At 64.3% G+C, this 18,923-nt stretch carries 24 protein-coding genes and 2 pseudogenes; 7 read left to right on the top strand and 19 right to left on the bottom strand.

Going from position 1 to position 18,923, the window contains the following annotated elements; genetic code table 11:
* Nucleotides 1-658 precede the first annotated feature (658 nt).
* Nucleotides 659-916, bottom strand: a complete 258-nt coding sequence (locus tag IPL75_09235) for a hypothetical protein (protein ID MBK9240437.1) — start codon at nt 914-916, stop codon at nt 659-661.
* Nucleotides 917-1,037: 121 nt separating this feature from the next.
* Between IPL75_09235 and rfaD the strand changes: the two genes are divergently transcribed.
* The 4 genes and pseudogenes from rfaD (at nt 1,038) to IPL75_09215 (ending at nt 4,030) form a co-directional block, all read left to right on the top strand.
* Nucleotides 1,038-2,015 (top strand): ADP-glyceromanno-heptose 6-epimerase, encoded by a 978-nt coding sequence (rfaD, locus tag IPL75_09230; GenBank protein ID MBK9240436.1) that lies wholly within the window; start codon nt 1,038-1,040, stop codon nt 2,013-2,015.
* 51 nt (nt 2,016-2,066) lie between these two features.
* Nucleotides 2,067-3,419 (top strand): MATE family efflux transporter, encoded by a 1,353-nt coding sequence (locus IPL75_09225; protein ID MBK9240435.1) that lies wholly within the window; start codon nt 2,067-2,069, stop codon nt 3,417-3,419.
* 261 nt (nt 3,420-3,680) lie between these two features.
* Nucleotides 3,681-3,887, top strand: a complete 207-nt coding sequence (locus tag IPL75_09220; GenBank protein MBK9240434.1) for a hypothetical protein — start codon at nt 3,681-3,683, stop codon at nt 3,885-3,887.
* A gap of 32 nt (nt 3,888-3,919) precedes the next feature.
* Nucleotides 3,920-4,030 (top strand): annotated as a pseudogene (locus tag IPL75_09215) (MmcQ/YjbR family DNA-binding protein).
* Nucleotides 4,031-4,278: 248 nt separating this feature from the next.
* On the opposite strand, the gene IPL75_09210 reads toward IPL75_09215, so the two are convergent.
* Entirely contained in the window at nt 4,279-5,640 is a 1,362-nt protein-coding gene (locus IPL75_09210; GenBank protein MBK9240433.1) for a DEAD/DEAH box helicase, read from the bottom strand.
* Between the two features lie 102 nt (nt 5,641-5,742).
* On the opposite strand from IPL75_09210, the gene IPL75_09205 reads away from it, so the two are divergent.
* Nucleotides 5,743-6,462, top strand: coding sequence for an Ig-like domain-containing protein (locus IPL75_09205; GenBank protein ID MBK9240432.1), 720 nt, complete (start codon nt 5,743-5,745; stop codon nt 6,460-6,462).
* 97 nt (nt 6,463-6,559) lie between these two features.
* Here IPL75_09205 and IPL75_09200 read toward each other — a convergent pair whose 3' ends face one another.
* The 4 genes from IPL75_09200 to IPL75_09185 are packed head-to-tail and all read right to left on the bottom strand — an operon-like array spanning nt 6,560 to nt 8,599.
* Nucleotides 6,560-7,105 carry a hypothetical protein gene (locus IPL75_09200; protein ID MBK9240431.1) on the bottom strand — a complete coding sequence of 182 codons (546 nt, stop codon included), beginning with the start codon at nt 7,103-7,105 and terminating at the stop codon, nt 6,560-6,562.
* Complete coding sequence (locus IPL75_09195; GenBank protein ID MBK9240430.1) at nt 7,102-7,683, bottom strand: sigma-70 family RNA polymerase sigma factor; 582 nt, start codon at nt 7,681-7,683, stop codon at nt 7,102-7,104. Before IPL75_09195 ends, IPL75_09200 begins: the two co-directional genes overlap by 4 nt.
* A complete protein-coding gene (locus tag IPL75_09190; protein ID MBK9240429.1) occupies nt 7,680-7,871 on the bottom strand; it encodes a hypothetical protein in 192 nt (63 codons plus the stop codon). Before IPL75_09190 ends, IPL75_09195 begins: the two co-directional genes overlap by 4 nt.
* Entirely contained in the window at nt 7,865-8,599 is a 735-nt protein-coding gene (locus IPL75_09185; GenBank protein ID MBK9240428.1) for a hypothetical protein, read from the bottom strand. Before IPL75_09185 ends, IPL75_09190 begins: the two co-directional genes overlap by 7 nt.
* Before the next feature lie 161 nt (nt 8,600-8,760).
* On the opposite strand from IPL75_09185, the pseudogene IPL75_09180 reads away from it, so the two are divergent.
* Nucleotides 8,761-9,426 (top strand): annotated as a pseudogene (locus tag IPL75_09180) (DUF4159 domain-containing protein).
* 90 nt (nt 9,427-9,516) lie between these two features.
* Here IPL75_09180 and IPL75_09175 read toward each other — a convergent pair.
* From IPL75_09175 to IPL75_09165, 3 genes are all read right to left on the bottom strand, one after another.
* On the bottom strand, nt 9,517-10,143 hold the full coding sequence (locus IPL75_09175; GenBank protein MBK9240427.1) for a hypothetical protein: 627 nt from the start codon (nt 10,141-10,143) through the stop codon (nt 9,517-9,519).
* A 156-nt stretch (nt 10,144-10,299) separates the two neighbouring features.
* On the bottom strand, nt 10,300-11,010 hold the full coding sequence (locus tag IPL75_09170; protein MBK9240426.1) for a hypothetical protein: 711 nt from the start codon (nt 11,008-11,010) through the stop codon (nt 10,300-10,302).
* A gap of 141 nt (nt 11,011-11,151) precedes the next feature.
* Nucleotides 11,152-11,472 (bottom strand): hypothetical protein, encoded by a 321-nt coding sequence (locus IPL75_09165; protein MBK9240425.1) that lies wholly within the window; start codon nt 11,470-11,472, stop codon nt 11,152-11,154.
* Nucleotides 11,473-11,505: 33 nt separating this feature from the next.
* On the opposite strand from IPL75_09165, the gene IPL75_09160 reads away from it, so the two are divergent.
* Entirely contained in the window at nt 11,506-12,141 is a 636-nt protein-coding gene (locus IPL75_09160; GenBank protein ID MBK9240424.1) for a hypothetical protein, read from the top strand.
* A gap of 71 nt (nt 12,142-12,212) precedes the next feature.
* Here the strand turns inward: IPL75_09160 and IPL75_09155 are convergent, their stop codons facing one another.
* From IPL75_09155 to IPL75_09110, 10 genes are all read right to left on the bottom strand, one after another.
* Entirely contained in the window at nt 12,213-14,285 is a 2,073-nt protein-coding gene (locus tag IPL75_09155; GenBank protein ID MBK9240423.1) for a PxKF domain-containing protein, read from the bottom strand.
* Nucleotides 14,204-14,755: a hypothetical protein gene (locus IPL75_09150; GenBank protein MBK9240422.1), complete on the bottom strand. Its 552-nt coding sequence runs from the start codon at nt 14,753-14,755 to the stop codon at nt 14,204-14,206. The genes IPL75_09155 and IPL75_09150 overlap by 82 nt, the downstream gene beginning before the upstream one ends.
* Nucleotides 14,752-15,174, bottom strand: coding sequence for a carboxypeptidase regulatory-like domain-containing protein (locus IPL75_09145; GenBank protein ID MBK9240421.1), 423 nt, complete (start codon nt 15,172-15,174; stop codon nt 14,752-14,754). The genes IPL75_09150 and IPL75_09145 overlap by 4 nt, the downstream gene beginning before the upstream one ends.
* Nucleotides 15,089-15,466, bottom strand: coding sequence for a carboxypeptidase regulatory-like domain-containing protein (locus tag IPL75_09140; protein ID MBK9240420.1), 378 nt, complete (start codon nt 15,464-15,466; stop codon nt 15,089-15,091). The genes IPL75_09145 and IPL75_09140 overlap by 86 nt, the downstream gene beginning before the upstream one ends.
* Before the next feature lie 364 nt (nt 15,467-15,830).
* Nucleotides 15,831-16,769 (bottom strand): carboxypeptidase regulatory-like domain-containing protein, encoded by a 939-nt coding sequence (locus IPL75_09135; GenBank protein MBK9240419.1) that lies wholly within the window; start codon nt 16,767-16,769, stop codon nt 15,831-15,833.
* 138 nt (nt 16,770-16,907) lie between these two features.
* A complete protein-coding gene (locus IPL75_09130) occupies nt 16,908-17,339 on the bottom strand; it encodes a hypothetical protein (protein MBK9240418.1) in 432 nt (143 codons plus the stop codon).
* 96 nt (nt 17,340-17,435) lie between these two features.
* The gene (locus IPL75_09125; GenBank protein ID MBK9240417.1) at nt 17,436-17,618 is read right to left on the bottom strand and encodes a hypothetical protein; all 183 of its coding nucleotides are present in this window, start codon (nt 17,616-17,618) and stop codon (nt 17,436-17,438) included.
* Between the two features lie 34 nt (nt 17,619-17,652).
* Nucleotides 17,653-17,994 carry a hypothetical protein gene (locus tag IPL75_09120; GenBank protein ID MBK9240416.1) on the bottom strand — a complete coding sequence of 114 codons (342 nt, stop codon included), beginning with the start codon at nt 17,992-17,994 and terminating at the stop codon, nt 17,653-17,655.
* On the bottom strand, nt 17,991-18,401 hold the full coding sequence (locus tag IPL75_09115) for a hypothetical protein (protein ID MBK9240415.1): 411 nt from the start codon (nt 18,399-18,401) through the stop codon (nt 17,991-17,993). The genes IPL75_09120 and IPL75_09115 overlap by 4 nt, the downstream gene beginning before the upstream one ends.
* A gap of 101 nt (nt 18,402-18,502) precedes the next feature.
* Nucleotides 18,503-18,922, bottom strand: coding sequence for a hypothetical protein (locus tag IPL75_09110; GenBank protein MBK9240414.1), 420 nt, complete (start codon nt 18,920-18,922; stop codon nt 18,503-18,505).
* Nucleotide 18,923: the final 1 nt, after the last annotated feature.

Raw genomic sequence — 18,923 nt, 5'->3', positions numbered from 1 at the left:
CGTCACCTGAATTCAGGTTGATGGGCTCCTGATCGAGTTGGGGCTCGAACGCAGTCGGATACACGAGCACGCGCTGACCGCCGCCAACAGGCCTCGAAAGTCCAGCAATCGCGCGTCCGGCCTGAAGGACATGCTCCCCAATGCGCTGACCGCCGATGCCGGCCGATGGTGCACCTGAAAACGTTAGGCGGCGGACCAGATCTGTCTGCAGGTTTGCAGCTTTGGGTCCATCGAGTCAGCTTCTGATATTCAGCGGCGACAGATACCGGCATCGTGATCTGCGCCGAAGGGACAACCACGAAGTAGTCGCCCGGCACCAGCGACCAGAGACGGAAGGTGCCGCGGTCGTCGGTGGAGACCTGCGGACCGAGCGTCAGGCGTACCTGTCCACCGGACCATTCGCGGCGCAATGCTCGAACGCTGCGACGCACGAGCGGTTCATTGTGCTCATCCACCACGCGCCCTTCAATTGCGGCGTGCTTCCACATCCTGATCGTGACAGAGGCGAGACTTTCGCCGTCGGCGAGCAGGAGCGGTTGTGACGGCCCCATCGGACGACGTTGCCCGGGACTGGCGGAGATGTACCTTGAAGCGTTCGCGGACAGGCCGATATACCCGGCTGGCACGCCGTGAAACATGAACCGGCCTTCGGCGTTTGTCAGGACGCTCCTGATGTTCGCGGGCTCCTGGGCGACGCCTGGTCCTGGCCGCCGCCGGACGACGAAGCGGACGAAGGCCCCAGGTGCCGGGCTGCCGCTGTGGGCGTCAACCACTTGCCCCAAGACGAGGGCGGTTCCTCTGGGGGGGTGGGCGACTGCTGGCCGAGGTCCAGCATGGTGACAACCTGCGTGGCCCCGCTGATGGGCGCGACAACGGCGCACATGAACACGGCACCAACGATCACAGACTTGACCATGCCTACCTCCCGCCCGAGACGATGGACCTCAAGCAACCGCGAATAGTGGCCGCCAGTATGCCGCACACTTGGACACCATTCGGCCCGATTCAGCATGCCACCCGCGCCTATAATCAACGCCATGATTGCAGTCACTGGGGCGGCGGGTTTTCTGGGCAGTGCGGTGATCTGGGGCCTGAACCAGCGAGAGCAACGCGGCATCCTCTGTGTCGACACCGACCTTTCGGCCCACCGGTACGAAAACCTGAAGCCCCTGCGATATGCCGCGTATCTGTGCCACGACGAATTTCTGGGCGCCATGGCCCGAGGGTCTTACAAGGGCCGGCTGGCGGCGGTGATTCACCTGGGCGCCTGCAGCAGCACGACAGAAACCAACTGGGACTACCTTCGCGAGAACAACCTCGAGTATTCCAAGACGCTGTGCCAGGCCGCGCTCGAGGGAGGTGCGCGGTTCATCCAGGCCAGCAGCGCGGCCACGTACGGTGACGGTGCACAGGGGTACTCAGACGACCACGCGGGGCTCGATGCGCTGAAGCCGCTGAATCTGTATGCGCGGTCCAAACATGAGTTCGACTTGTGGGCCCGCGACAACGGAGCGCTCAACACAATCGCATCGCTGAAGTACTTCAACGTCTACGGCCCGAACGAATGGCACAAGGGCGACATGCGCTCGATGGTGTGCAAGGGGTATGAACAGATTCGCGACACCGGGCGCGTCAAGCTCTTCAAGAGCGACAGGCCCGAGTTCCCGGACGGCGGCCAGCGACGCGATTTCCTTTACGTGAAAGACGCGGTGGCCATGACGTTGTGGCTGCTCGACCATCCGGAACACCACGGCATTTTCAACGTCGGCAGCGGCGTGTCCACGGATTGGAACCGGTTGATGGGCGCCATCTTCGCGGCGCTCAACCTGCCGCCAGTCATCGAGTACTTCGACATGCCGGAGGCCATCGCGAAGGCGTACCAGTACGACACGTGCGCGGACATGACCAAGCTGCGCGCTGCGGGTTACACGGCTGCGGCCACGAGCGTGGAAGACGCGGTGCGCGAATACGTGGTGGACCACTTGGTGACGGGCAAGCATTTGGAACCCCGGTAACAGTCCAGGGTCCAGGGTCCAGGGTCCAGAGTCCGATTTGAAAGTGCATTTATGAAAGACCTGACTACGGGGTCGGTGTCGCGGCACCTGCTGAATACCACCGCGATGATGCTGGTGGGCATGGTCCTGCAGACGCTGTACGTGTTGGTGGACCTCTACTGGGTGGGACACCTTGGCACCACCGCCGTCACGGCCGCCGGCATCGGAGGCAACGTGGCGTTCATCGTGCTGGCTGCCACGCAGGCGCTTGGGGTCGGCACCACGTCACTCATCGCGCAGGCGGCGGGCCGCAAGGATGCGGTCGAAGCCACGCATGTGTTCGGACAGTCGCAGTTAATGGCCGTCTTCATCGGCACTGCGTTTTTTTTGGTCTCGCTCGTCGCTCTTGACAGCTACGTCACCTTGCTCGCGGCCGACGCGGCCACCGCGGCGATGGCGCATGAGTTCCTGCGCTTCTTCCTGCCCGCGATGGCCTTGCAGTTCCCACTGGTCTCGATGGGCGCGGCGCTGCGCGGCACCGGGCGCTTCGGTCCCGGCATGTGGGTGCACGCCGGTTCGGTGGCGCTCAACATGATCCTGAGTCCGATCTTCATGTTCGGCTGGGGTATTGGTGAACCGATGGGGATCGCGGGTGCGGCGCTGGGCACACTGGTGTCTGTGGCCGCCGGCACGGTCGGCATGGCGTGGTATTTCCTGCCGCAGGACGCGTACCTGCGATTTGCCACGGTGCGATGGAAGCTCGACCTGCCGCGGTGGCGGGCGATCCTCAGGATCGGCATTCCTGCCGGTGCGGAGTTCGCGTTCCTGGCCGCCTACATGGTGGTGGTGTATTCGGTGGCCCGGCCGTTTGGCGCGGCGGCGCAAGCCGGATTCGGCATCGGCATGCGCGTGCTCCAGTCGGGCTTCCTGCCGGTGGTGGCGCTGGGGTTTGCCGTGGGTCCGGTGGCAGGACAGAACTTCGGCGCCGGCAAGTTCGATCGCGTGAAGGCCACGTTCCGCGACGCGGCGGGCATGGCCGGCGGCGCCATGCTCATCTTCGCCTCGGTCGCGCACTTCTTTCCGGAGTCGTTCATCCGGCCGTTTTCCACAGACCCGCTCGTGCTGGCGGCGGGCGTCACATACCTGCGCATCGTGTCGTTCAGCTTCGTGCCATCAGGCATCACGTTCGTGACGTCGAGCCTCTTCCAGGGGCTGGGCAACAGTGTGCCGCCTCTTATCTCTGCCGCCACCCGCACGATTCTTCAGGTGGCGCTGATCGTCACGCTCTCGCGCTGGCCTGGCTTCAGCTTGACGTGGATCTGGTGGCTCGCGGTCAGCACGATCGGGCTGCAGCTGGCGATGAACCTCTGGTTCCTTCGCCGCGAGTATCGTGAACGACTGGTCATGCCGGCTGCGGTCGCCTGAGATCGTCCACGCACCTCCGCTGATCACTCACGCACGAAGCCCTGGTCGGCCACAAGGGCCAGCGCTCCCTTCACGACGGTTTCACCTTGGCGACTGAAATTCGTCACAGAACGCCAACTTCTGGCAAGAAATGTTCGGGGAGGACGCTCTCCCGAGGAACTTCAGGCAAATGCAAGCATTTGGTGCCGCCGCGGCTGATGCCTGACGTTGACCACCACCGGGAGAGTGTTTGCTAAGCTGTCAGATCACGGGAGAGCCGCTATGACCTTCAAGAAAAACATTGACTGGAAAATCGTCGGGATTGCGTTGATTCCAGCGGTCAGCCTCAGCGTCGTGGTCGTACTCGTCGGCGGCATGTTCGGTCTCGCGGAATCAGCCGCCGATCGAATGTCGCAAATCGTGTTGTTTCCGGTTTTCCTCAGCGCCTACCACTACACCAAGCGGCGGCGCTCGGTGACACCGGTCTGAAGGGCGGCGTTGCCGCCGCTCACTCGCCCGTCATGACTCCGAACGAGTTTCGTCGTGCGGCCGTCGCGCTGCCGGGTGCCGAGGAGAAGGCGCACATGGGTCACCCGGATTTCCGTGTCGGCGGAAAGATCTTCGCCACCCTGGCAAATCCCGATTAGCACTTCGGCACACTCGCGCTGACGCCGCATGTCCTGGCCGTACGTGCCGCTGTGGTATCACGTGGTCTTCACGGCGCCGCTCGTGCCGATGACCATTCTGGGCGGGAGGCTGAAAACCACCACCTGAACAATGTAGCCGGGTCTGAAGACCCGGCCTCCGTACGGACCCTGGACTCTGGACCCTGGACTCTGGACTCTGGACTCTGGACCCTGGACTCTGGACCCTGGACTCGTTAGGGCCTGCGCCGAGCCGGGCCGCGTGAGGAACCGCCGCCGGGACGCCGGGGCGAAAACGATCCGCCACCCGGACGCGATCCGGAGGGACCGCCCGACCGCGGCGCAGGTGCGCCGCCACCACTGCCGCCGCGACGCCGCTGCTTGTCGGCCGCGCGTGCGCGCTCGCCCGCCTTGCGCTCGCGAATGGCCTTGATGCGCTCGGCCAGCGGAATCTCAAGCGCCGCCGGCGGCTTCGCGTTGTAGTCAAAGTCGGGCACCGTCACTCGCGGCAAGCGCTTGTGGATGGCCGCTTCGATGCTGCGCAAGTCCGACTCCTCCTGCGGAGCCACAAACGTGAACGCATCACCCGTGGCTTCGGCCCGCGCGGTGCGGCCGACGCGGTGGATGTAATCCTCAGGCACCAGCGGCACGTCGAAGTTCACGACGTGGCCCAGTTCCTGCACATCGATACCGCGCGCAGCGATGTCGGTGGCCACGAGCACACGCACGCTTCCGTTCTTGAACGCCGCCAGCGCCGCCATGCGCTGGGGCTGCGACCTGTTGCCGTGAATGCGATCCGCGTTGATCTTGTTGCGAATGAGGAAGTCAGCCAGGCGGTTCGCCCGGTGCTTCGTCCGCGTAAACACCAGCGCATCGTCCATCTCCCCGCGCTGGAGGAGTGTGAGCAGCAACTGCGACTTGAGTTCCTGCGACACCGGATACACGGCCTGCGTAATGCCCACGGCTGGGGCGGCCTTGCGCTCGATCTGCAGACGCGCCGGGTCCTTCAGCATTTCATGCGTGAGCTGAATGATCGGCTGCGGCATGGTGGCGCTGAAGAACAGTGTCTGGCGCTTGGACGGAAGCTGCCTGAGGATCTTCCGAATCTCCGGCAGGAACCCCATGTCGAGCATGCGATCCGCCTCGTCGAGCACGAGGTATTCCAGGTGCTGGAGTTTGGCGTAAGACTGGCGCATGTGATCCATGAGCCGGCCGGGTGTGGCGATGATGACGTCTGCCCCGCTGCGGAAGGCATGTTCCTGCGGGCCCATGCCCACACCACCGATGACCACGGCCCCGGTGATAGGCGTGTGCACGGCCAGATCCTTGAGGTCCTCAAGAATCTGCGCGGCGAGTTCACGCGTGGGCGTCAGCACCAGCGCACGCGTGTTGCCGCGGGGCGTGTCGATCAGACGGTGAATCAACGGCAGCAGGAACGCCGCCGTCTTGCCGCTGCCGGTCATGGCGCAGGCCAGCACATCGCGCCCTTCGAGCGCGGGAGGAATGGCATCCAGCTGGATGGGCGTGGGACGGGCAAAGCCCATCTCTTTCACGCTTTTGAGCAAGCTGGGGTGAAGTTTGAGAGCACTAAAAGGCACGAAGAGTATCCTGACTTCCCTGAATGTTCTTGGATCCCGAGAGGGGGTGCCCCGGGAAATCCGGGGTGGAGGGAAAAGCACCTCCAGTATACGATGTTCCGCATGACGCGAAAACTGCTCACCATTCTTGCGCTGGGACTGATCGCGGCTTCCTGCGAGGCCAGCAAAGGCACCCCCTCGCCCACCGTTCAAACCGTCACGGTCACCGCGGCAGCCGGCGCCACATCCGTGTCGTTTGCCAACCGCAACCAGACGTCGCAGCTTGCGGCCTCCGCACGGCTGACCGACGGGACCTCCACCGACGTCACGGGCACGGCCACCTGGGCATCCAGTGCTTCCACGGTTGCCACAGTCTCGGGCACGGGCCTGGTCACCGCGTTGACCAACGGGGCCACCACCATCACGGCCACGCACCTGGGCCAGGTCGGCTCGCTTGCCGCCACCGTGGCGATGCGCGCCACGGCTGAGGTCACGCCGACGTTCGCCAGACTCTGTTCACCGAATCGCGCGCAGATGGCTGTGGTGATCCGCGAATCGAGCAACAACATCGGGTTCCGGATCACGCTGCTCGAGATCACGATGACGGACATCAACGGCGTGCAGCGCTACCATCGCGCGCTTTCGGCGGCCGACGTGTCGGCACTCGCGGGTTCAAACATCGTGGGCCCTGGCGCAAGCCGGACGGTGACGGTGGAGTCGGGCTACCCGGGTGGCGTCAACGTGGAAGACTCCACGGGCCGCGTGATCCTGACAGCCGTGGATGATGCCGGCAACGCCATCAGCATCACGCTCAATTCAATCTCGATGCGCGACCGGTGCTAAGGCGGTTTCGTTCATCCGGTATTTCGTAGGGCGCGCTGGGCTTCAAGCGCGCCGGTGTCCGCGGCCTTGAGACCCAGGCCGCGCTACGTACGGAACGCTACCGGTCTGAAATTTCGGCGCGCTCGGACATTCTGACGGCGCCGGCCACGAGTGACGCGAGCAGGGCGACGCCGCCGAGCGTCAATAACGCCACGCGCCCCCAGCCCGACATCAGACTGCTCAGGCTGAGTCCATCGGGCCAGAGCGACACCGTGGGCATGCTCGCCATCTGCGGCACGGCCCCGGTGAGCGATTGCCAGGCCGATCCATACCAGCCGGCACTGGGTCCTATCCACACAAGCGCTGCGACAAAGCCCGCAACCGCGGCCACCTGCGCGGCCCAGATCGGTCGCGACGCTGTGCGCGCCGCGGCCTCGTGCGCCCGCATCTGCGCCCGGCGCCACACGACCGCGGCGTCCGGCACGTGCGGCATCGCTTCGCTGTCGTCCCACTCCCGCACGGCGGCGGCAATGGCTGCCACCTCGGCGCACGAGGAACACGACGTCACGTGGGCGCGAAGCGTGGTTGAGGCCCGCTGCGGCCATTGGCCCACGGCCACCAGATCAAGGACGTCGCGCTCATGCGTGCAGGTGGGGCCGATCATGACGCGCTGCCTCCCCCGGCTGGCGCGGCACCCAATGCACTCGCGAGTTTGCGACGGGCGCGGCTCAACAGCGCCTTCATGCTCGACGGCCGCACACCCACCATGCGGGCAATCTCATCGTGCGAGGCGCCCTGCGCGTAGGCCAGCCACAACATCGCGCGATCCCGGGGCTTGAGGCGGTCCATGGCGCGCGTCACATCCAGGCGCCGGTTCAGCTCTTCCACGTGTTGTGGGTCGCCCATGGCCTCTGGCGTGACTTCCTGTGACACCGGGGACGGCTGCGTGCGCCGGCGACGCACACCATCGCGCACCAGATTGGTCGCGATGCGGAAGAGGTAGTGGCGACGATGTGATTCGGTCTCGAGCCGCGCGTCTGCGCGCAGGAACCGGTAGTAACACTCCTGCAGCAGGTCGTCGGCCAGTTGACGGTCTCCGGTCATCCGCGCGAGGTAAGCCCACAGCAGGCGCGAGGTCCGGTTGTAGAACCCGCCAAACGCCTCCTCGTCCATCTGGAACGTCACGTCGGCGGTGATATCAACCGTCGATGCCGCGTCGAAGGTGGTCTGGCGGATGCTCATGCTTTTGGTTCGCCCAGCAGTCCCATTCTGGAAGAGATGACGTAAGACATCGCGGCGGAGATCACAAATCCTACACCGACCGCGATGGAGAACGTGCCCCAGGCGCCCAGCATCTGCGCCACTTCATCCGCCCGATCCACCATCCGCCACTGGATGAGCATGAACCCAACCCCCGCGGCGATCAGCACGACACCCGCCTGTGCCGACCACAGGATTCGACTGAACGGCGCACCGGGCGCGCGGCGGGTGGCTGATTCGACCGAGAGCGGCGACGACGCCAGGAACTGCCCCCGGCGGGCGACTCCATATAGGCGGCCAGTTCCGCACTCGACGAGAAGCGCTCCAGCAATTTGTTGTGCGCCTCAGATTGAATGCGGGTGGCGCGCAGCCACCGCCGGTGTTCAACGATGTAGCGGAAGATCCAGACAAGTGCCGAGGCAGCGGCGACGAATCCGAGAAGGAACAGGAAGCTACTCATCGTCTCGCGCCAGGTGCTGATGGCTTCAAGCCTCATCTGTTCGTCGATCGTCATCGGCGTCGCAGCCCGTCGACCGCCATACCGGGAGTCCATCCACTGGACCAGTTCGACGTGTTCAAGGAAATACGTGGGGTTGCGCGCAATCTCCGGATGATCCGACAGGTATTTCGCCAGCGCCGGGTGCGGCGTGAGATAGGCGGGGTTGGTCAACAGTGTGGGGTCGGATTTGAGCACCACGCCGAGGGCCGGTGGAAACTGCTCGAGTATCGCCCTGAATTCGCGCCGGATATCATCGGCGCCCTGCGTCTCCTGGGAGGCCTGTGCCGCCGCCGTGCGCGCCTGGGCCCCAACCGTCGCGGTCGTCACCCACCCGCCACCCACTGCCAGCATCACCACGCCCACACTCACGGCCAGTCTCGTCGATCGCATCAGTCGCATCAGGAATCTCCTGCCAGCTAATACGCGAGGCCCGGACAAAGGTAGACGGGGGCCCGCTGAAATGGAGGCTTGAGGATTGAGGATTGAGGGTCGGGATGGCTGATTGCTGATGGCTGATTTGGGGATGGGAATTGAGGAAGTAAGATCGGGTCGTGATTCAGTTGCCTCCGGCCAAGCCGCGAAATGCCGGACCGCGCGGTTCGGAGTTCGTCTTCGCGCGCGTGCGCTACGACTCCGGCGACTGGGACTACAACCCGAAGGTGGCGGCCAACGTGCTGAACTCGGTGGTGGAATACACCACCATCCCGGTCTACCCCGATGAAGTGGTCATCACGCTCGACTCCGGAAGAGTTGCTCGCCTTCCCTTTCCTCTTCATGACGGGTCACAAACTGGTGCGGCTCAACGAACGCGAACGCACGGGCCTGCGGCACTTCGCCGACACCGGCGGCCTGTTGTTTTCCGACGACTGCAACCACGACATCGACGGCCTGTGCGCCAGGACCTTCGAAGAAGAAATGCGCCGGGTGTTTGCCGACGACCCGAAGGCTGCGGCGATGCCAAAGCTCCCCAACCGCCACGCCCTCTATTCGTCGTTCTTCGACTTTCCGGACGGTCCCCGCAGACCTCCCACGAACTCAACGGCTGGGGCGACGACCTCGTACACGACTACCTGCGCGCCGTGGACCGCAAAGGCCGCGTGGCGGTGTTGTACTCAAACAAAGACTACGGCTGCGAGTGGGACTACGACTGGCGCAACAAACGCTTCAGGACCGACGACAACACTCGCTTCGCCGTCAACGTCGTCGTCTACGCGATGACGAGTTAGCGCACGGCACGGGCTGAGGCAGCCGCATGCCCTCCCTGATCACCGGTCACGAGCTGGCGGAGGTCCCGGGCTTCAGCCCGGGACGCGCCTCTATCGCACGGCGAAGAGCCGATCGGTGCCGTCGGTGACGAGTTCACGCGCGCCGGATGTCCTCAGCCAGTCGGACACTCCGGCGCCCCGCTCAACCGGGAACGCCCCCTCGTGCACCAAAATGTGTGTCACACCAGTGTCCACCAGCGCACGCCACGCCGGGTTGGGATCCCTGGTCCTCGCATTCAACGCACCGATGAGCCGATGCTGGCTCTCCGGGAAAAATCCGGAATACCCGTTGACCAGAGGCTTCCGGTGATACCCGGCATTAAACGCGGCAAACAGGTCCCACGCAGGGACTCCGAACGGAAACTCGATCAGTACCACGGGCTCGGACGAATCGCGAATGATGCGATAGACAGGCGGGATACGCCGCCCAACCGGCAGAGGCCGGGGTGTCAGGTTCATGTCGTACGCGTCGATGGGAACATCCGTCTGGAAGGGTCCGGCCCATCCCTCCACCATCATGAACACACCGGCGGCGATGACACACGCGGTGCCGAACCTCCGCGCGCGGGCGATGAGCGCCGATGCGCCCAGGCCGGCCAATACCGCCAGAAACAACGCAACGAGCATCACGTAGCGTGCCGGCACCCGCAAGCCGTCGAAGCCCGGGACGTATTGCATGAGCAAGGCGTACGGTCCCGGTGAGACCACCAATCCTGCGACAGCGATGTTGGGTCCCAGGGGCCAGCACCGCGGCTGCAACAGCCGCCACTGCGTAAAACAACCAGGGAGAAGCCTCGATGCCTTCGCGCCGCCGGAACGGATGCATGACCACGGTCACAAGCGCCGCCGCCAACAGGACCGTGCGTAGCAACACGCCGCCCGCTTCCCGAGACTCCAGCCCAGACGCCTTGGATCAGCACCGGGAATCCCGCGGTCGTCAGGACGATGACCGTGGCGAAGATATGGACGGCCGTCAACACCAGGAGCGCGCCGATTGCCACCTGTCGACCGGCGGATGCCTCTCACGAGAGCCTGGCGGATCGACGGCCACCGGCCGGCGAGTCCCGCCAGTATGCCGACGGCAGCCAGGCCGAGCACTGACAATCCGGGGAACGCCTCCCCTTCGGGCCGCAGAAAAGTGTCCAATCGTTCACCCCAGAGCCACGACCAGCCGGGCGCCGTCGCGAACGCGTGCACGTCGGCGGAAAACATCGAGATCTCGCCGAGCGACCTGACGCCGACGCCGCTGTCCCTGACGCTGAGGTACGGCAGCAGGAACGGAAGCGTCATGGCTCCGACAACAACTGCGGCGATTGAAAACGCGCGCCAGGTCGCCCAGTCTCGAAGACGCCGTCTGGCCGCAAGTTCGTACACCACATACGCCGCCGCGAACGGGGAGAAAAACAACAAGTAGTAGCCGCACGACAGGTTCTGCGCGACGAGGGCCGCTGATCCTCCAACCAGCGACCGCCGTCGGCCTGTCTCAAGAAACCGGCGGAATCCGTAGAGCACAAACGGCATCCACTGGGCCGACAACACCTGCACGTGGGAAAGCTGTGAGATTCGGATGGCGCGAATGCAAACGCGATTCCTGCGATGAGCGCGGCGACAGGCCGGCCGGTGAGATCGCGCACCAACAGAAACATGCCGAGCCCTGACAGGACAAACGTGGCCAGGAACACCAGGTTACCCAAGAATCACGTTGTCGGTGGCTGCGAGGATGGGCAGCGCCTGCAGCATCTGCGGCGTCAGGTGCTCGGAGTAGGCGATCGTTAGTGGTTCCGGGTAGAAGATGTTGCCGTGCCAATAGCGGCCGAGTGCACCGAGATCACCGCTCAGAAACGCCAGCACCTGGCCGCCGGTCCACTGAATGATCCGGGCATTGAGCACCGGATCCCCCATGTCCCAGGCGATCTCGCGATCGATGACGGTGACCAGCGGCCACGTCATCCCTACGGCGAGCACCACATACAGGGCTGCGGCCAGGAGCGAGGCACGGCGTGTCATCGGACGTGAATATACCTCTACAATCTGATCATTGTGCCCAGAGCTGGTCAGGACATCGAAGACTTCTGCCGCGCCTGCAAGACCGACCGCATGCACACCATCGTCGCCACCGACGGGCAGTGTGTGCCGTTGCGCGTGCGCTGCGGTTATTGCGACAGCGAACACAACTTCCGCGGTGGTCCGCGAGTGGATGCCGACACCGGCGCGATGGCGTCGCGAGCGCCCTCTCACTCAGGCGCGCCACGGACCGCGACCGCGGCCGCGGCCGCGGCCCCATTTCCCATCGTCAGTGAACGTGAAAGGACCCTCCCGATGACACCCGTCGACCATCCCGAAGATCTGGAGCTGCTGCTTCGTCGTGTGATTCGCGAGGAGAACGGGGCCACCACCGTCACGCCGGCGGCCAAGTGGCGCGGCGGCACCATGGTGCTTCGGCCGGCCGATGCCTCCCTTCAGGAAAAGACCTGGCCGATCGAAACGTTCTTTCACAAGGTCGTGATGCTTCGCAATCGTCTCAGGACGCTCGAACAACACATCAATGCGTCGGACCTGCCCGACGATGGGAAGGTGAAGCTGCAGGCGTACATCACCGGCTGCTACGGCTCGCTCACCAGTTTTAACCTGTTGTTTGCGGACGAGCGGGATCAGTTCAAGGGCCAGGGCGAGTAGGCCGTACAAACGAAGACCCCGGAAGGGGCGGCGCGTGCCGCCCCGACCGGGGTCGTTGACTCACTTCCGGACTACTTGAACTTGAACCAAGCGGTCTTGGTGGTGCCGTCGTCGAACGTAGCCTGGAATTCACGACAGGTGTTCTTCCAGGAATTTTGGGTCTTCCAGACGTAGGTGTAGCGCCCGTTGAACGGGTTGTACAGCAGGCCGCTTGGTGACCCGATGGCCTGAGGTACACCGATGGGCGCCTTGGTCGAGCAGTTGATCTGCTGAGACGTCGGTGACCCACCCGCGAAGACATCAAAGCCCTCGAAGCCGCCCAGCGAGAAGTGCAGTTGGACGAAGGACCCTGCGTTCTCGTTGTTCAGGAATGGCGGATTCTTCACCGGCGAGAAGAAGCCCGTGAAGGTGAAGCCCTTGAACTTGATGTTCGCCACGTGCGTCGAGCCGTCGTCGAGCATGACCTGCAGCTGCCGGCAGGTGCCCGTCCACGCCGAGTCTGTCTTCCAGAGGTACGCGTAGCGGTCGGGTCCCGCCAGATAGGTCAGGCCCACACCCAGGAACGCATTCGTCGACACGGCCGGCCCGAGCGGTGTCCAATCCGTGCACGACATCGGCTGCGCCTTCGGGAATCCAGGCGCCAGCACGTCCAGCCCCTGCGGACCGCCGAGGCTGAAGAGCACAGGGATGACGTGGCCCGCGTTCTCGATATTGACGGCCGGCGGATTCGACAGCGGCGAGAAGAAGCCGGTGAACGTGTAGCCCGGTCCCACCGGCGGCGGGAAGTCGTACGTCTCACCAGGTTCAAGGACCACCGATTCACCACGCACGGTGATTTCGACGACGCCCTCGATCACTTCGGCATCAGCACTGCCGTCGGGATTGACCACCACAAGCGCGGATTCGCCGGCGTCGAGCTCGAACGACCCGATCGGCGAGCCGGTGCCATCAACGATGATGACGGTGATGGCGTCCGTGTTGCTGGAGAGCGCCGTCACGGGGCTGCCCGTCGTTGCGCCCTGTCCGGTGCCCAGTTGGATGATGATGCCCGGCCCGGTAGCCGGGTCGCGCAGTTCGACAATCGGAAGCGCATTGAGCGCGCGCACCGACGTGCTGCCCGTCGTCGCGTCGCACGCGTAGACGGCGCTTTCACCGGCAACATCCAGCAGGATGCGCTGTGTCCCGTTGAGGGCGCAGACGTCGAAGGTGGCTGCGGCGCCGCCCACCCCGGACAGGTCAATCTGGATACCGCTCGGGCTAACGTCGCCCACCTTGATGGTCCACGTGTCGCGGTTCGAGATCGTTCCGTCGCTGGTGCCGCCCTGGAGCAGGTCGTTGAAGTCGTTCGAGAACGCGGCGGGCAGCGGGTCGATGGTGTTGACGATACCGTCTGCGTCGCCGTCGGCGTCTGGTGTCAGCGCGAAGTTGATGCCGCCCGTGATGCCGGTTCCGGAGAGAGCGATCCCTGTACCGGTGGTCGGGTCGCACACCACGAAGCAGTCGATACCGGAGTACACCTGATTGACCAGGCCCACGCTGTTGTCGGACCTCGCGAAGTAGGTGTCAGGCGGCAGTCCCTCACTGGTGACGAAATTGCCGCTGCCGTCGGCCTGGCCAGTGGCCACCCGCACGTTGGCGCTGTTGTAGACCGAGCCCAACGCCCCAGGAACGGGATTGCCCCCGTTCGTGATGGTGCCTGAAACCCGGGCGCCCCGCGTCAGAGCGAAGTCGACCCCCGACACTTCCGCAAGGCCGGCGATGGTGATTCCGGCGCCCAGTGTCACATCGCACTGGCCAAGGCAGGTCGTGCCACTGTAGAGCTGGTTGATGAGCCCCTGGCCATTAAACGTGCGTGCGGTATACGTCCCGTCAGGCAGGCCAGCGGTGGTCCGGTAAATGCCGAGCGCATTGGTGCTGCTGCCGCTGACTGCCACACCGGCGGAGTTGTAGATGGTCACTGAGACACCGGAGAGCACTCCACCGCCGAACTCGGTGACGGTGCCGCTGATGCGGCCACCGGCCGACAATTGGAAGTTCACACCGCTTGTGGTCGCAGGGCTGGTCACCGAGATCGCCGTGCCGGCCGTGACCACGCAGTTGCCCACGCACGCGGTGCCGCCGAACAGCTCGTTGATATAACCCAATCCGTTGTTCGTGCGGAGGTAGTAGGTGCCTGTCGCCAGGCCTGGCTGGTGGTGTAGACGCCGAACGAGTTCGTGCCACCGCTCGCCACGAACCTGCCGGTGCTGTCATACACACTGACGCTGACGCTGGTGAGGGGCGCGCTCGTCGTGGCGTCGGTGATCGTGCCTGAAATCCGTCCACCTTGCGTCAGGCTGAAGTTGATGTTCGGCGTGGTCGCGCCCACGGTGACCACGAAGCCATCCCCCGCGAGCACGGAACAACTACCCACGCACGGTTTGTTGTTGAAGAGCTCGTCGAGGTACCCCTGACTGTTGGTCGTGCGCGCGTAGTAGGTGCCGGTGGAGAGGCCGGAGCCGGTCACAAAGTTGCCCGAGGCATCAGTGCTTGAGCCACCGACCGATCGGCCGGAGGCGTCGTAGATCTGCACGAAGATGCCCTGAAGCGGGTTACCCGTGCCGGCATCGATCACCTGGCCCGATGCTCTGCCACCCGCCGACAGGCCGAAGTTGACGCCTGTCGTGCATTCCCAGCGGTTGCGAGCACCGTCGCGCCTGTTGCCAGGGAACACCCGGTGGCGCAGCTGATGTTGTTATGCAGCTCGTTGATATAGCCAAGGCTGTTGTTCGTCCGGACGTAGTAGCTGCCTGTCGGCAGGCCGACGCCGCTGATGTACTCGCCCAACGAGTTGGTGGTCCCGTTCGCGACCGTCAAGCCCGAGAGTTCAACGATCGAGACTGACACGCCGGGAATCGGCAGCCCGCTTACGTCATCAGTAATCACGCCAGCGATACGCGCACCGACCTCAAGGTCGAAGGTCACGCCCGCCACGGTGTTGGCACCCGCGATCACGAGCGGTGCGCCAAAATATTGGTGCAGTTGAGCGGACATTGGAGGTTGTTGTAGACCTCATTGATGTAGCCCTGCACATTACTTGTGCGAGCGTAGTATGCCCGTCGGGCAGGCCTTTCACGCTGAAGTTGCCCGAGGCGTCGGTCGTATCACCCGTGATCGCATTGGTCGCCGCGTTCACAATCTGCACGTTCAGGTTGCCGAGCGGCGTGGCCCCGCCGCCGGTCGTGACCGTGCCAGTGATGGTGCCGCCCAGGAGAGGCCGAAGTCGACGCCTGACGTCACGGCGCCGGTGGTGACGCCGACATCGGTGCCGAGGCTGAGCTGGCACGAGAAGCCGCACACCACGTTGTCATAGAGTTCGTCGATATAACCAAGTGCGTTGCTGGTTCTTACGTAGAACTGCCCCGTGGTCAGGCCAGCGCTGCTGATGTAGTTACCGAGGCCGTCTGTTGTGGCCGACCCGAGTGACTGCCCCGTGAGCGAATAGACCTGCACGTTAGCACCGACAACTGCCGCCGATGAGCCCGCATCCGCAACGGTTCCGGAAATACGGCCGCCTGCGGAGAGGTCCATGTCGACGGTGACCGGGACGAACGGCAGCACCCCTCCGGTGACCGCAACCAGAACGCCAACGCCCACCGGTGACGGACACAGCGTGCCCTGGCAGAGGACGTCCGGGTACACCTCGTTGATCAGACCCCGCGAGTTGCCTGTGCGGAGGTAGTGAAACCGTTCGGCAACCCGGTGCCGGTGGTGTAGTTGCCGTTGGCGTCCGTGAAACCGGTTGAGAACGTGGTGCCTGCCGCATTGATGACAGATACCGTGACGCCCGACAGGTCAACGCCGCCGGCGCCGGTGACATGGCCGGTGATACGCCCACCTGCCACCATCGAGAAGTTGATTCCGGTCACGCTGCCGGTCCCCACGATATTGACGGGCGTGCCCGACGACACCGTGCAGCTCGGCAGGCACGGAATGGCCGGGTAGACCTGGTTGATGTAGCCAAGGCCGTTGGTGGTTGTCAGGTAGTAGGTGCCGGGCAGTAACCCGTCGCGCGACGTAAACTGCCCTGCCGCATTCGTGAAACCAGAGGTAATCGTGGAACCGGTAATCGACACCACGTTGACGGTCACGTTCTGCAACGGGGCTGACAGTGCGTTGAGGACGGTGCCGGAGATGCTGCCGCCAGGGTCGAGCACAAAATCGACGCCGGTGGTCAGGGAGCCTGCAGCCGCTGTGACCGGAGTCCGGCCCTCAAGGTCGCAGAAGCCGATACACGGCTGGCCGTCGTTGGTTTCGTTGATGTACGACGGCGCGTTCGACGTCTTCAGGAAGTAGTCGCCGGCCGGGACGCCGGGGCTTGTCGTAAAGGTGCCGTCTGCGGCCGTGGTGGCTGAGGCCACCGACTGGTTGGCGATATTCCGGACGTCGATTTGGACACCGGCCAGTGCGGTCGACCCACCGTTCTCGACGGACCCCGAAAACCGGGCGCCCTGCTCAAGGTCAAAATTGATGCCCGACGCGGTGCCGCCCGCGGTCACGACGATGGGGGCGGCGCTGGTCAGCTGGCAGCTGAACTGGCACTGGACGTTGTTCCAGATTTCATTGATATAGCCAAGGTTGGTCGACACTCTGGCGAAGTACGTGCCCGCCGGCAGCGCCGGGGTGGTGAACAGGCCGCCGGCAATGGTGTGGAGACGCCGACGACGAACTGGTTCCCCGCATCGGCGATGGTCACAAACACGCTGGTGCCCACGGGGACGTTCTGCTCAAGTGGGTTTCCCGCGCCGAGCACCGTTCCGGGAGATGGTGCCGCCCAGCGCCAGCTCAAAGTCGATGGTCGTGGTCGCGCTGTCAACAACCACGACCGGCGCGCCGGTCGTCTGGACGTTGCAAGCCACACATTCCTGGTCGTCCCACGCCTCGTCCACATACCCGGCGCTGTTGGACGTCCGGACGTAGTAGGTGCCCGGCGCCAGGCCGGGAATGTCATCAACACCACCGGCGATCGTCGTATCGGAGCCCATCCAGCTCCCGCTTGAGTTGTACGCCGTGACAGTGATCCCCACCAGCGGCGTTGACCCGCTATCCTCCGTCACCGTGCCGGCAATAGTGCCTGTAAACGCGGCCGACCGCAGGCTGGAGCTCGTAAACAGAGCTGCCGCCACCAGCGCCAAGCTGAGAACTAACCTGTTACGCATGACCGACTCCTACGGATTGCGGGAAAGGGTGGCGGCCATTCTAATGTCGCGGGCAACCCGAGGCAAGCGTCGATTCTGTAACGCGCTGACAAGTTTCTACTTGGCCACCCAGCCCGTGTTCCCCGTGCCCTGCTCTTTGACGTACAACGTGGTACCAGGACCGCCGTCCGTGCGCGAATACATGCTGCCAACCGGTGCGGCCAACACGCCCTCGGGACTCCCGGCGCCCGACGTCCACGACGGCCCGCTGGTGGATCCGCTATAGACCGCCCCGGTCACCTCAAGGCCCCGGCCCGCGTGACGCCATCGTCTGTCACTTCCAGCGCCGCGCCGAACGTCGGGGTCTGCACCTTGAACCCGCCGTGCCGGTGAGCATCTTGATGGCGGCCGCCGGCACGCCGGTGACGATGGCGAAGTCGCCGGTGGCTGTCGCGTCCTGCACCAGCTGCGCGAAGTTGGCGTTGCTTGCGCCCGACCTTATCGTCAGGTGGGTTGAGTTGCCATCCGTGTTGGTGATGTTCAGCGCGTCCCTGGTGCCCGCATCGATCGTCAACGCGTGCCGCATGGAGTTGCCCGAGTCTGCGATCCGGAAATTCGTGGCCGACCGGTCTGCGTTGGTCACCTGGAACTTCACGTTCGCGTCGGTCGCATTCACCAGGGGCACATTCGCGGCGAACTCCTGTCGAGCAGTTGTGCGAGCAGCACGTCATTCCAGTTCATGAAATTCAGCGTCGTCGCGGCAATCGAGGTGATGCCGAACGACCCATCCCAGGCGGATGCGTTGGAGTAGTGGCGATGCTCCACGCCCTTCGTGTCTACGCCTGTCAGGTGCGTCTCATAGACCTTCTGGCCGGGGTCGGGAGAATTGTTGAGCTGGTATTTGCTTTCGAACTGCAGATACACCGCAGCCTCCGTCGAGCTGTTCCGGAGGCCGTCTTTGGAGTTGTAGCCAAGCTGCATGGTCTTGTCGATGTAGGGGAACGGCGATTCGAACGGATGATCGACCACCGTCATGGCGTACTTGGCTGTGGACGGCTCGGCCTCTGACCCGGCTTCAAACACGGTGCCCGGGCCAGACCGCTTGAGCGGCGCCAGGCCGCGGGGCTCGCACTCCCACGCCTTGCCATTCCATTCCGGCCGATCGCCGGGATCGCACGACGAGGCTAGGTGGCGAGCGTATCGCGGCCGATGATCACGTACTGGCCCGACAGCGACAGATACCCCACCGCCAGCATGCCGACGAAGGCGAATGGGGCGTCAAGACTCTGGAAGCGATTGAAGAGCGTCATGGGCGAGATAATACGCCTCCAGGCTGGCCTGGCAAGGTCGGCTGACCGATTGCGGCCGGGCGGGTGAATGAGTATCGTGTGCGCATGCTGAACCACCCCCCTTGCACGTTCGCTCGCGCTGGTCGCCTGTGCCGCCACGTTCGCCGTCGTCCTGACGGGGCCTCCCCTTGCGGGCCAGGCCAAGCCGGTGGCCGGGGCGCCGGTCTTCAAGGTGGATCCGAGCTGGCCGCTCGAGATGCCCAACAACTGGATCCTGGCGCCGTCACTGGCGTGTTCGTGGACGCGAAGAATCATG

The organism is Acidobacteriota bacterium, assembly GCA_016716905.1.
In the GTDB taxonomy this organism is placed as follows: domain Bacteria; phylum Acidobacteriota; class Vicinamibacteria; order Vicinamibacterales; family SCN-69-37; genus SYFT01.
Note: the sequence above shows the minus strand (reverse complement) of the source record. Positions and strands in the feature narration are given on the sequence as shown.